At 55.5% G+C, this 13,061-nt stretch carries 8 protein-coding genes and 1 tRNA gene; 4 read left to right on the top strand and 5 right to left on the bottom strand.

What is annotated here, in order from left to right; translation table 11 throughout:
• Positions 1–6: 6 nt before the first annotated feature.
• Entirely contained in the window at positions 7–2,445 is a 2,439-nt protein-coding gene (gene pgaA / locus M2433_RS19340; RefSeq protein ID WP_429056286.1) for a poly-beta-1,6 N-acetyl-D-glucosamine export porin PgaA, read from the bottom strand.
• Positions 2,446–3,116: 671 nt separating this feature from the next.
• Between pgaA and M2433_RS19335 the strand changes: the two genes are divergently transcribed.
• A complete protein-coding gene (locus M2433_RS19335; RefSeq protein WP_429056321.1) occupies positions 3,117–3,644 on the top strand; it encodes a helix-turn-helix transcriptional regulator in 528 nt (175 codons plus the stop codon).
• A 61-nt stretch (positions 3,645–3,705) separates the two neighbouring features.
• Here M2433_RS19335 and M2433_RS19330 read toward each other — a convergent pair whose 3' ends face one another.
• Together M2433_RS19330 and M2433_RS19325 are read right to left on the bottom strand one after the other, a co-directional pair.
• Positions 3,706–6,723, bottom strand: a complete 3,018-nt coding sequence (locus M2433_RS19330; RefSeq protein ID WP_429056284.1) for an autotransporter outer membrane beta-barrel domain-containing protein — start codon at positions 6,721–6,723, stop codon at positions 3,706–3,708.
• Between the two features lie 116 nt (positions 6,724–6,839).
• Positions 6,840–7,154 (bottom strand): lipoprotein, encoded by a 315-nt coding sequence (locus M2433_RS19325; protein WP_010435531.1) that lies wholly within the window; start codon positions 7,152–7,154, stop codon positions 6,840–6,842.
• A gap of 175 nt (positions 7,155–7,329) precedes the next feature.
• On the opposite strand from M2433_RS19325, the gene M2433_RS19320 reads away from it, so the two are divergent.
• Positions 7,330–7,962, top strand: coding sequence for a response regulator transcription factor (locus M2433_RS19320; RefSeq protein WP_059312228.1), 633 nt, complete (start codon positions 7,330–7,332; stop codon positions 7,960–7,962).
• On the top strand, positions 7,959–9,737 hold the full coding sequence (locus M2433_RS19315; RefSeq protein WP_429056282.1) for an ATP-binding protein: 1,779 nt from the start codon (positions 7,959–7,961) through the stop codon (positions 9,735–9,737). The genes M2433_RS19320 and M2433_RS19315 overlap by 4 nt, the downstream gene beginning before the upstream one ends.
• Positions 9,738–9,824: 87 nt before the next feature.
• On the opposite strand, the gene M2433_RS19310 is transcribed toward M2433_RS19315, so the two are convergent.
• Positions 9,825–9,900, bottom strand: a tRNA-Phe gene (locus M2433_RS19310).
• Positions 9,901–9,995: 95 nt separating this feature from the next.
• The gene (locus M2433_RS19305) at positions 9,996–10,712 is read right to left on the bottom strand and encodes a DUF554 domain-containing protein (protein WP_047347883.1); all 717 of its coding nucleotides are present in this window, start codon (positions 10,710–10,712) and stop codon (positions 9,996–9,998) included.
• 180 nt (positions 10,713–10,892) lie between these two features.
• Between M2433_RS19305 and M2433_RS19300 the strand changes: the two genes are divergently transcribed.
• The gene (locus M2433_RS19300; RefSeq protein ID WP_429056280.1) at positions 10,893–13,028 is read left to right on the top strand and encodes an ornithine decarboxylase; all 2,136 of its coding nucleotides are present in this window, start codon (positions 10,893–10,895) and stop codon (positions 13,026–13,028) included.
• Positions 13,029–13,061 lie beyond the last annotated feature (33 nt).

The raw sequence follows: 13,061 nt of genomic DNA, 5'->3' as shown, positions 1-13,061 counted from the left end.
TCATCCTTAAAAGCGTAAAGTCGCATCAAACGTGACGGAGAGATTGCTTTCGCGTTTGCCGTCGTAAGGGCGTTTATCCCAGTTCAGCATCACGCCGGTATCAATGACGTTGTTCCACTGAACGCGCTGCCCGTAACCCAGCAGGGTGATGGCCCCGGCGGAATGATTTTTCTGCCAGTACCCGCCGCCGCCCGCCACGAACTGCTGGCTCCAGAGGGTGTCGTAATGGCGGTACATCTCATGATCGGCGGAGAGGGCGGCCGTCACGGACAGGTCCCGCGCCGGGTTGTAATAGAGCGTGTCCCGCAGGCTGTTTTTACTGGCGGCGATCCCCGGTTCGAGATCCAGCGTCAGGGACGGGGCCTGCCAGAGGCGCTCCTTACCCGTGAGGGTGTATTCCTGCCGGCGGTTATGGTCCGAGAAGCGGCTGACGGCGGCGCTGAACTGGTACTCGCGGCGCTCGTTTTGGTACCAGCGCACGCCGCCTTCACCCCGGTTTGCGCTGATCCCGTTGCGTAACGCCCGCAGAGGCGTGGTGCGGGACAGGCGCTCAAGGCTGCCGCTGACCTGCCAGTTATCCGTCAGGCTGTACGTGGTCGAGAGGCGAGCCCCCGGCTTATTTTCCCCGTGATAGCGGTTGCTGGAGAGCTCGGCTTCGAGCTGAAGGTCACGAGGCCGCCATTCAACGCCGCCCAGGAGGTGACGGCTGGAGCCTTTCCCTTCATCAAAGTTACCCTGCCCGTAGCGGGCACCCGCAAACAGCCGCCAGCTATCCGCGATGGGCGGACCATAAAGCGTGGCGTCCCAGGTCAGGTCGTGTGTACCGCTGACGGGGTTATCGGAGTGCAGCCCTTTTCCCGCGTTGAGGCGCAGTTCGGACATATGGTGAACCGTTCTGAGCCTGTCCAGGCGTCGGGCGCTGCGATCGACGGGCGCGCGAGCAAGCACGTCGTCGGCCAGTAAATCCATCTGCCGCCACTCCTGCAGATCCATAGCGACGTAGGCCTGCTGCTGCTCGAGTTCCAGATTCGATGGCTCCAGCGCTTCTGCCATTTTCAGCTTTTGCTCGGCCGCGCGCGTCAGGCCCCGCGCCTGAAGCAGGGTGGCATAGTCAATCTGCAATCCCTGGTTGCCCGGCGCCGTTGTGGCCAGACGGTGCGCCAGCGTTTCGGCTTCCGGCAGGGCGTGGGTTGCCAGCAAATAGTTAAAGCGAAGCGACTGTCCGATAAGCCACCGATCGTTCGGCTGAGGAACAGGGGAACCGAAGTCGTAACGGGTCCAGGGGACGCTGCGGGTCAGGCGCTCAACGTACCGGCGGGCGGCCGGGTACTGGCCGGTATCCAGCCAGGCGTAGAAAAGCGCGTGCTCCTCGTCCTGCGGATTTGAGGCGTATTGCGGATAGCGCTGCACAAGCGAGAAGGCGGCAGCGCTATTTTTCTCCTGCAGATACGCGGAGATAACCCAGCCGATTGCCCAGCCCGGCACCGGATGCTGCGCTGCTGTCAGCGCCTGATACTCGCGGATGACCTGCGGGTAATCGCCACGTGCATACAGCGCGCCAAGCCTGTCGATGCGCGCAAGGACGATGTCTTCCGCCGCCTGCGGATCGTTTTGCCAGCAAGAAAGCAGGGCGTCGTAACGATTCAGTGCGCTTTGCAAAAGCTGCAGGCGCTCTTTTTCCGTCCTGGCAGGCACATCAGCAAGGCGAACCCTTTCGGCAGCGGCGTTAAGCTCAAGACGGCGACGCTGCGCGGAGGAGAGCGTCACCCTTTGTGAAAGCTGCAGCGCAGGGGTATTCACCCGGTTATCCGTCAGCGCCTCGATCTGATCGCTGAGCAGCGCGTTATTCTCTGGCGCGATGGCTAGCGCGCGCGTGTCCGCTAAAAGCCGATCCCAGCTTTTTCCCTGGCGCAGCCAGACGTAAGAGAGCGTCTGTAGATGGGCCTGAGAGGGGCTTTCCGCGACCAGCCGCCGGGCTTCCTGCAGCGCGAGGGCATCCATGCGGGCATCGGCCAGGGTTTTGATATAGCCAATACGATAATCGTCGTTATGCGGCGCAAGGCTACGCGCCTCTTTCCAGAGCGATAAGGCCGGCTGCCACGCTTTTTGATTTCGCCTGGACTGCGCGACGGCCGCAACGCCGCGGGCGGGCAGCGGCATATAAATACCGTAACGCTGCCAGACCTGAATGACCTCGTCATCGCGACCTGCCCACGCAGCCACCTGCAGCCAGTCCGCAACTTGCTCGGGCGTCAGGGCATGCTGTTGCTGATAGCGCTGAAGATAATCAAGAAACGACGTGTAATTACCGTTACGCGCCTGTTGAATCTGCTGTTCGTAAACGGATTCCGAAGCCTGAACCAGAACAGGAAAGAGTAATAACAGGAACAATAATGTTGGGGCGCGATAAAAGAATAACGTATTGAAGCGAAGTGAGCTTTCCATATCTATTTGCCATTTGTTTATCATGAATCCATTGCATAACACGGCCGCCTTTAAGCTCAGCGTTAAAGGCCATAAAGGAGAACATTAAATCTGAATGCAGTGACGTTATGGGGTACTTACTTAAAGGTAATTATGGATCCTTATCTCAGTCGCTTGGGTGAAAGGTAATGTACACCCGATATCTTGCCGGATAAATATGTTGAAAAGCGGCCTGGTTGTTTTGAGATAATTCTGGATTGAGCGGTGAGTGATGATTATTTTGAATTGATTGTTTATTTATAACTTATTGAAAATGATCTGTTTTATTTTTATTGTGACAGATTTGTATATATTTTTAATGACGCTTATCTGTGCCAATTAAAGTACTTTCTGGTGGATGTTTGGGAAGTTTCATGACAAAAATTCTTAATGTTTAGAGAAGTGACTTTTCTGCGATTGTTTTTTATTTATAATTAATGGCAGCCATTGAATGATAGTCTACAGGAAGTCTTACCCATCAATGTCTGTATTGAGGGATGTCCAAAGCCGGAAACATTAATCGTTAATATAACAGCGCTATAAAACGAAGGCGGCCTTCTTTGCGAAGGATCGTTCTTGCTTTAATCTAAAAGGGATGGTTAGTGGCAACTTCAATAGTGTTAGTGACTCAGGACCGCTATCTTGTCAGGGGGATGAGGATATTCTTTCCGGATATTATCCTGCTCGACTCGATTGACCGAAACATATTTGACAACGGTGCAGATGAATATTCTGTATTGATTGATAGTCGTTCTCCGCTCCGTTTATATGATTACCTGATACGCCATCCGGCCAGAACGAAAAAAACGATCTGCTGCGTTATGCTTGATATGCGCCATCGCGAGGAGAATCTGCTCAGTATGAAGCTGTTTATGAACACGCCGCTCACCGCGCCGGATATGGCCTCGCTGTTTAATCTGGTTCTGAATATGAAGGGCAGGCGCCTGACCACGAAGTGGCTGCTTAATTTACGGCTTAGCACGCACGAAGCGATCATGCTGCGGTTGCTGCGGGCAGGGATGTCGATGGAGGAGGTGGCAGGCGAGCTGAATACATCGGTTAAGAGCCTCTACCGAAAACGCACGGCTCTCTCGGAACGGCTGGGGGCCGAGAACTTCAACGAGGCGTGTTTGTTTATCTTTAAAAACAAACTGCTGGACGCAGGTGGGAACGATCCCTAGCGCTGTCAGAAGCCAAAACAAAGAACCCGCCACGAGGGCGGGTTCTTTAAAGGGAAATCATTCAGAACGACCAGCGCAGATTCGCGTTAACCGAGTTGACGCGGGTATCCGCACCGTATTGTCCCTGATACCCCACATCCAGCGTCGCAGCCCGCGACAGCTGTACGCTCACGCCGATATCACCCACCATCACGTCCTCATCCACGGCTTGTCCTTGAGTAATGAACGCGTCGCTGCCCGCAAACGCCATGCGCGAAGAGGTATTCTTATCGCCATAGGCGTGCTGCCAGCCCAGCGAACCGTAGAGGTTAACGTTCTTCGGCAACTCGGTCACGCCGCGCACCCCGAGTGTGGAATAGAAGGTGTTCATCGTTTCATTACGTACGCTCAGCGCGGCGGCACCGCCGTCTTCCCGGAAGCTGTCGGTATGCAGTCGGATGTACGATAAATTGACGAACGGCTCAATATTCATATCAGGCTGGCCGAAACGGTAGCCCGCTTCGGTGAACGCCAGCAGCGAGTTGGCGTCGTAATCCGACTTCAGCCGATCCGAGAAGCCGCTGAAATCAACATTGCGCTCGCCTTCGATCTTATGCCAGGTGTAACCCAGCGCGCCGCGAAGGGAGAAAGCATCCTGTTGGCCAGCCGCATACAGGCCAAGGTGGTAGTTGTCGGTATCCGTTGAGGAACGACGGCTATCGACGTCGTAATCCCCTCGGCTGTAGCCAAAGTAGCCACCGACACGCACGTTATGGTCCGCCAGCTTGCGATCTGCCCCCAGCAGGAAGCCGGTGGTGTTGCCGTCCAGCTTGCCCACGTTACCGTCGCCGCTGTTTCGGCTCCAGGAGCTGAAGGTCTGGCCCCAGACGCCATTGTTTTGCGGCTCCGGCTGCTGCACCAGAGACATTGCTAACGGCGGTATCGGCAGGCTGTCGTTATCAAACGCGCGCTGCATCCGCTGGTTTAACACGTTAAACACCTGGGTGCTGCCGGCAATCAGGTTGGACTGCATTGACGGATAAACTTCACCGGATAGCTGGTTGAACGCTTCGCGCGCTTCCGCTGCGCTCAGCACCAGCAGCGAGTTATACAGCGCCAGCGACGGGCCGCTTTGCGTCAGCGTGGAGAGCGCGCCGGCAGTGTTCCACTGGTTGCTGCTTTTGGCCACGGTCTGGAAAATCCCCGGCTTGCCGCTGCCAGGGTTTTCTCCTCCTGGGTTTTCACCGCCAGGATTCTCACCGCCCGGGTTTTCGCCACCGGGGTTTTCTCCTCCAGGATTCTCACCTCCCGGGTTTTCGCCTCCAGGATTCTCGCCGCCGGTCTCTTTCTGGGCGATGGTCAGATCGACGGCGTTGGTGCCCTGCTTGAGCGCTACGTCCAGGAAGGCAGATTTGGAGATCGCTCCGGCGAACTGACCGTCAATTCCCCCGTCCGAGGTTAAAATGCGATAGCTTTGGCCCGTTTTGTAGCTGGTTTGCGGATCCAGCGCGGTGACCTGTACTTTAGCCAGATCGCTGATAGTCGTTTTGCCCGAGACCAGCAGCTGGTCGCTGCGGCCATCTCCTGCGATATCAACATCATAGAAGGATTCGCCGATAAAGTTCAGATAGCGTTTCAGCGTCAACGTACCGATATTGCCGTCACCGGGCGAGATATGCCCGCCGGACAGGATCTCGGTCTGGCCCAGCGTGCCGTTCCCCCCCAGCGTGCCGCCGGCTTTGATTGACGCGGCGCTGCTGTAGCCCAGCCCGTTGCTTACGTCGGATCCCGCCGTCGCGTTGAGGATCAGCGTCCCGCCGTTCTCGGCGCTAAGGGTCTGAATATCAAAAATATCGTCTTCTGGCTGGGTGTTGATATTGCTGGCAATAATGACTTTGCCACCGCGCGCGGTCACGTTCGCCTGCAGGGCTGAAAGATCGCCGTTTAGCGTTGTCTGTCCGGCGGTATTGATCACCTCACCTTCGCCGCTCATCGTGTTGCTGAAGACGTAATTTTCGTCGGTATGGTTGAAGTAGACATAGCTGCCAAACAGCCCGCCACGCAGGCTGATTGCCGTCTTCGCATCGAGGATACCCGCCCCGCCTGCCGTACCAAGCGTTGGCTCAGTTAAACCCGTGCCGGTGTCCATGTTGCCGCGGCTGCCGATGATGAGCGCACCCCGGTTCGAACCGGAACCCGAAGTCCCTACGATCAGCGCATTGCTGCCAGCGGAAAATGAACCGCCGTCAATAACCGACAGCACGCCGTTGCCATAATCGCCAACGCTTACGCTGCTACCGCTGGTAAAACGCGAGTCTTTGCCTGCAATCACCAGCTCGGCGGTTTTCCCTGCCCCGGAGACACCCGCCACCTGCACGCCGCCAACGTTAACCGTTCCGCCGTTCAGTACGTCCAGGTCGCCATTAAGCGTCAACGTACGGCCAACATTCCACTGTGAGCCGCTGCCCGTGACGGTGGCTTTTGGGCTCAGCGTGTCGGTTTCATCCGGCCCGGTACCATTGCCGATGCGCGCATCGTAGGCGGTATTGAGCGCCGCACCGTCTTCAATCGCCAGCGTGGAGCGTGCGCCCAGATCGGTGCCTACGCTAAGAAAATTACTGGTCACGCGAGAGCCGGCACCCGTTGCGATAAGGTGACTGTCATAGCCGCGCGTGGTGCCGACAACGATCTCCTTAGCGCTCGCCAGCGCGCCCTCTTCGACTCGAAGGGTGCCGAGGCCAAGATTCAGGTCGCCGCGCAGGACGTATTGATCGTTCACCGCGTTAAGCTCCGCGCTTGGCCCTCGGACCGTGACCACGCTTTCATAAATTTGGCCGTCGAACAGCCGACCGATATTGATGTTATAGGCGGTGATTTTGCCGTTATCGATCATTAGGTTTCCGCGTTGATTACGTCCAACGTAAACATCTCCGGCGTAACCCAGCGTTTCGGTAATACGCGAATCGCCATCAAAAATTGCATCGGCTGCACGGGCGAAATCGGCAGGCGAAAGCAGTAACAGCGGCGCGGAAAATAGAGTGAGGTAAAGTCTGGAAAGCGGTGTCTTAACCGCTAAAGAATGCGATGTAGAGTTATTCACGGGCTATCTCCGTACTCATTAGCGTGATGTCGGGAAAATCGTTTTTATATGAAAACTCAGATACGTCAGATAACGTAAAAGGCGTTATTTCAGTACGCCTTTTGATGTGCTGTTAATTATTTATGTGTGACAACAGGTGTACAGGTTGGCGCGCTCAGCGTCGGTGCGGATCCTAAAATCCCAGGCATCATCATCGATGAGCAATCGAAAATGCGCCCTTTTTCCGTCGTAGCGCGATAAGAGAGTTTTTGTCCTCCCAGCGCGTCCGGCTGGGCGCCATTAACATTGGTCACGGTTATTTCATCCGATGAGCCCAGCCCCAGCATTTTAGCGGTCTCCGCCTGCAGGAGTGGAATTGCCTGATCGGTTTTCAGCGTGGAACAACCGGTTAGCATCAACGTAACGGTTAAAAAGACGAGAGGTTTTTTCATAAATTATCCTTGATATCCAATCAGTTAATTTCACTGATTGTATTTATGTTTTCATTTACTCAAATCAGCAAATAATATATTTCCCTTTCCTAATCGAAAAAACCCTCCTAAAGTAGGGTGGGTAGATAATAATTCATCTGTACTCTCAGATATGCGAAGGTTAAAGGAGGACCCTTTGGGACAGAATTATGCGTTAGTCGTTGATGACCATCCATTGGTCGCTAGCGGCATCGCCAATTATCTGATTACACATTGCCAATTTAAGCAGGCGTATGTGGTGACGAATGAAGACGATTGCTACCGTCAAATTAGGGATAATGGCCCGCCACGTTTGCTGGTAATCGATTTTTGGCTCTCGTCCGGAACGGCGTTGAAATTACTCAAAGAAGTGAAACACCTTTACCCACAGATACGACTCCTGGTGGTCAGCGGGGATAACAATAATGATCTCTGGCGGAAAGTTCATGCCGCCGGGGGGCACGGTTTTGTATTGAAAAGCGAACCGCCTGAAATGTTCTCACAAGCCGTTTTCGCACTCACTAATAATTTGACGTGGTTCCCTGATGGAAGCGAAATTTCCGTTCAGTCGAATAATGACAAGTTAAGTAAATTTAACTTAACGCCGCGGCAAATAGATGTGTTAAATATGATTATGCGTGGCCTGCCAAATAAAAGAATCGCCGCGCAACTTTCAATTTCTGAGCCCACGGTCAAAGAACACATCAGCAATATATTGAAAAAGATAGGTGTTAACAGCAGGGTAGAGGCCATCACGCTTCTGCATGGCAAGCAGGAACCGTCGGAATGAGGTTTTTCCAGAGTTTACAGAACGAGAGTATCTCCGCTCCGGCGCAGATCCGTTTGCTAAACAACACCTTTTTACGGCTGGTGTTCAGCTTTAGCGCGGTCCCCTTTGTCGGTATTCCTTTCGCCATCTGGATTTATATGCTTGGGGACGACCTTGGCCCAACGATTACCTGGATAAGCATTTATCTGCTATGTGCTGTGGCGATACGAATATTGCACCGACGCTATCAGCGCGAAGCGAAAGAAAACGTTGAAAAAGACGTCCTGAGACGCTGGCTTCCGCGTATTAATAATATCGCCTTTATTCACGGGCTGGGAATTTCATCACTCTATTTAATTACCCCGCAGACGCAGAACTTTGACTTTTTCCTGCTGCTTAATATCAGTATCGCCGCCATCGTTGCCGCCAATGCGACGCATCTGACGCCTGTCATCAGCACCTTTACGCGTTTTTTCTTCGCCTCCTGGGGGATGCTGAACCTCGGTATTATCTGGCGGCTGGATGAGCTGATGTTTATCGTGCTCATGCTGAATCTGCTTTACGGATTCGCGATTTACCGCCATGCGTTAACGTCACATGCGTTCTTTATTCAGCAAGCGCTGCTTGAGGAAAAAAGCTCACGGCTGGCGGAACAGTTTCGTCAGGCCAAAGAGGACGCGGAGCAGGCGCTGCTGGATAAAAATCAGTTTCTGACCACCGCCAGCCACGATCTGCGCCAGCCCGTGCACGCTATGGGCTTTCTGATCGAGGCCATCCTCCACCGAAACCGGGACGTCAGCCTGACGCCGCAGCTTCTTGACCTGCAGCAGAGCGTTCGCTCGGTACATTTGATGCTCAATTCTCTGCTCGATCTCAGCAAAATAGAATCCGGAAATGTACTCTCTGCCCCGACCAAAGTGGATATCGGTGCTCTGCTCGACTCGGTCATAACGCTGTTTCGCGAAGAGGCCAACAGCCGCGCGCTTAGGCTATGTACCCGGCGGCCCAAACGCCGTATCTACGTGATGGGCGATCCGCTGCTGGTGCGACAATCTCTGATTAACCTGATTCAAAACGCCCTTCGCTACACGCTTCAGGGCGGCGTGCTGGTCGCCATCCGACCGCGCGGCGAGGAGTGTATGGTGGAGGTGTGGGACACGGGGGTCGGTATTGCCGATGACGAGAAAGGTAAAATCTTCTCGCCTTACTACCGTCCCGAGCTGGCATGGAAAATCGACAGCGCCGGACACGGGCTGGGACTGGCCGTAGTGGCCCGTTGTGCCAAGCTGATGAAGGTAAAGTACGGGATGCAATCCATTGAAGGTAAAGGCTCACGCTTCTGGATGCGCTTCACCCAATATGCTGGTGAAGACATCGCGCCGGATATCTCGCCCGCCTGTGACAACACCGCCACGTCGGTACGCTATGCGCCGCTGCACGGTTCCTGCCTGGTCGTCGATGACGATCCGCTGGTAACGTCTGCCTGGGAGAGCCTGATGAGCGTATGGGGAATCAACGTGCGCTGTGCTGCCTCTGCTGAAGAAGCGTTCGCCATTATCGACGACGGCTTCACGCCGTTTGCCGTGCTGTGCGACCAGCGCCTGCGGTCCGGCGAAAGCGGCTTCGATATCCTGAAAGCGCTTTTTGAACGTCTCCCGGATATGAGCGGCGCGATAGTCAGCGGCGAATTTAATTCACCGGTTCTGCTAGAGGCGGAGCAGGAGGGATATCTGGTGCTCCGCAAGCCTCTCGAGCCGGCTAAACTGCATGCGCTGCTGACACAGTGGTCGGGGTGACGTGGATAAAAGGGAGTGTAGAAGTATTGATTTTTACGGGCTTAGAATGCAAAAACGGACCTCCGTGGAGGTCCGTTGATATGAATTTGGTGCCCGGACTCGGAATCGAACCAAGGACACGGGGATTTTCAATCCCCTGCTCTACCGACTGAGCTATCCGGGCAACGGGGCGCATTAAACCCGATTCACTCTCCGCCGTCAACGAAAAATGTTGTTTTCGTTACAGACTGCGCAATCTCTCACCATTTCGCCGCTTCCTTAAGCGAAAAAGTGCGTCCAGAGTGCGGAAAGCGGCATGGCAAGCAGCAGCGCGGGCAGCATATTCACCACGGCGAACATCTTAATCCCGCAGATGCGCAAGCCTGTCGCCAGCAGCAGCAGGCCACCGACGGCGGTGAAGTCCGCCATCATCGCCGGCGTGGTCAGAGGGAGAATCAAGGTGGCGCAGGTGGCGAGCGCCAGCTGGATAAGCAGCATCGGGACGCAAATCGCCGCAACGGCGACGCCAAGGGTGGTGGCGAAAATGGTGGCGGTGAAGAAATCCAGAAACGCTTTCGCAATCAATATGCTCGGATCGCCCGTCATGCCTTCCTGCATCGAACCGAAAATCCCGGTGCCGCTGGCGCAAAACAGAATGATGATGGCGACATAGTTCTGAATAAACGACTCGTGCGTGCCGTGTTTCGCCTTGCCGCCCGGTCGGGCAATCAGGTTTTTGGCTTTACTCACCGCACTGTTAATACCTTTTTCCAGATAGCAAAATTCGCCAACGAGCGCGCCGAGAAGGGTGGCCAGCACCATCACCGGCAGGTTGGCGCATTTGATGACTAAAAGAATACCGATCCCTAACGATGCCAGGCCGAATATTGAGGGCATGGAGGTGCGAATACGCTCCGGCAGCCGCTGGCTCAGCACTGCGCCGAGTACGCCGCCCAGCAATACGGCGCCTGCGTTGATAAATGGCCCGATAACCACGCTTAACTCCTGTTACTTACTCATTGGTATTGCATGATTATGACATGCTTCTGCTTTATGGCCGTTAGGTTTGGGTGATTAATTGCATAAGGATTCCCTGTTGCGGCTAAAAATAAAAGGTGACATTATTGCGCGAATTTTCTCCTCCTGTCTCACCGCTCGGTGAGGGTAACTGCGCTTATGAAAACCATGAAAATCGCCGTCAGCCGCGAGCTGCTCTCTACCGTGTCTACGCACCGCGAAAAGGTGACGCTGGATAACACGGATTTCACCGATGTGGCGGCCGTCGTCATGACGACGACGGAAAGTCGCAGCGGCATTCTCGCGTTGCTGAAACGCACGGGCTTTCAGCTTCCGGTGTTCATTTTCTCGCAGGAGCCCACGGAAGCGCCCGACGGCGCTACTGCGGTTATTTCGGGTAAAGCTCAGGAGTTTCTGGAGCTCGAGAGCGCTGCCAGCCGCTACGAAGAGAACCTGCTGCCGCCCTTTTTTGACACCCTGAGCCAGTATGTTGAAATGGGCAACAGCACCTTTGCCTGTCCGGGCCACCAGCACGGCGCGTTTTTCAAAAAGCACCCGGCAGGGCGCCAGTTCTATGATTTCTTCGGTGAGAACGTGTTTCGCGCCGACATGTGCAACGCCGACGTGAAGCTGGGCGATCTATTGATCCACGAAGGGTCCGCCAAGCACGCGCAAAAGTTCGCGGCGAAAGTGTTCAACGCGGACAAAACCTACTTCGTGCTGAACGGTACGTCGGCGGCCAATAAGGTGGTGACCAACGCGCTGCTGACCCGCGGGGACCTGGTGCTGTTCGATCGTAACAACCACAAATCCAACCACCACGGGGCGCTGATCCAGGCGGGTGCCACGCCGGTTTATCTTGAGGCAGCGCGTAACCCGTTTGGATTTATTGGCGGGATTGACGAGCACTGCTTTGACGATGGGTATCTGCGGGAGCTGATCCGCGAGGCGGCGCCTGAAAAGGCCGACGAGGCGCGACCGTTCCGCCTGGCGATCATTCAGCTTGGCACCTACGACGGGACGATCTACAACGCCCGTCAGGTGATCGACAAGATCGGCCACCTGTGCGACTACATTCTGTTTGACTCCGCGTGGGTGGGCTACGAGCAGTTCATTCCGATGATGGCGGAAACGTCCCCGCTGCTGCTGGAGCTGAACGCGAACGATCCGGGCATTTTTGTCACCCAGTCGGTGCATAAACAGCAGGCCGGATTCTCGCAAACGTCGCAGATCCATAAAAAGGATAACCACATTCGCGGCCAGGCGCGTTTCTGCCCGCACAAGCGTCTTAACAACGCGTTTATGCTGCATGCTTCAACCAGCCCGTTCTATCCGCTGTTCGCGGCGCTGGATGTGAACGCAAAAATCCACGAAGGGGAAAGCGGGCGCAGGCTGTGGGCGGAGTGCGTCGAGCTGGGGATTGAAGCGCGTAAGGCGATCGTTGCGAATTGCCACATGATAAAACCGTTTATCCCACCGGTGGTGGCGGGGCGGCCGTGGCAGGATCATCCGACTCACGCCATTGCCAGCGAGCTGCACTTCTTCAGCTTCGAGCCGGGTGCCAAATGGCATGGGTTTGAGGGCTATGCCCGCGAGCAGTATTTTGTCGACCCGTGCAAGCTGCTGCTGACCACGCCGGGTATCGATGCCGAAACGGGGGAGTACACGGATTTCGGTATCCCGGCGACGATTCTGGCGCACTATCTGCGTGAAAACGGCATCGTGCCGGAAAAATGCGATCTCAACTCGATCCTGTTCCTGCTGACGCCTGCCGAAAGCAGCGAGAAGCTGGCGCAGCTGGTGGCGATGCTGGGGCAGTTTGAACAGCATATTGAAGACGATACGCCGCTGGCAGACGTGCTGCCGACTATCTTTCAGAAATACCCGGTGCGCTACCGGGACTACACGCTCCGGCAGCTGTGCCAGGAGATGCACGATCTCTACGTCAGCTTTGACGTAAAAGATTTGCAGAAGGCGATGTTCCGTAAGGAGAGCCTGCCGGAGGTGGTGATGAATCCGCAGGATGCGAACCGTGCCTACATTCGCGGAGAGGTGGAGCTGGTCCGCATACGGGATGCCGAAGGGCGCATTGCTGCCGAAGGGGCGCTGCCCTATCCGCCAGGCGTGCTGTGCGTGGTGCCGGGGGAAGTCTGGGGCGGGGCGGTGCAGCGTTACTTCCTGGCGCTGGAGGAGGGCATCAACCTGCTGCCGGGCTTCTCGCCGGAGCTGCAGGGCGTGTACAGCGAGAAGGATGCCGACGGGATTAAGCGGCTGTATGGGTATGTATTAAAGTAGCCGCCCTCTCCCCAAGGGGGAGAGGGGATTGCA

Origin of the sequence: Enterobacter sp. AC1 (genome assembly GCF_050434705.1) — a bacterium.
Taxonomy (GTDB): domain Bacteria; phylum Pseudomonadota; class Gammaproteobacteria; order Enterobacterales; family Enterobacteriaceae; genus Enterobacter; species Enterobacter cloacae_L.
The sequence above is the reverse complement of the archived record's forward strand: the minus strand, read 5'-3'. Positions and strand labels throughout refer to the sequence as shown.

Excerpts from the sequence above, each read along its gene's own strand:
- pgaA (WP_429056286.1), bottom strand. The coding sequence starts at position 2,445 with ATGGAAAGCTCACTTCGCTTCAATACGTTATTCTTTTATCGCGCCCCA.
- M2433_RS19335 (WP_429056321.1), top strand. The coding sequence starts at position 3,117 with ATGAGGATATTCTTTCCGGATATTATCCTGCTCGACTCGATTGACCGA.
- M2433_RS19325 (WP_010435531.1), bottom strand. The coding sequence starts at position 7,154 with ATGAAAAAACCTCTCGTCTTTTTAACCGTTACGTTGATGCTAACCGGT.
- M2433_RS19315 (WP_429056282.1), top strand. The coding sequence starts at position 7,959 with ATGAGGTTTTTCCAGAGTTTACAGAACGAGAGTATCTCCGCTCCGGCG.
- M2433_RS19300 (WP_429056280.1), top strand. The coding sequence starts at position 10,893 with ATGAAAACCATGAAAATCGCCGTCAGCCGCGAGCTGCTCTCTACCGTG.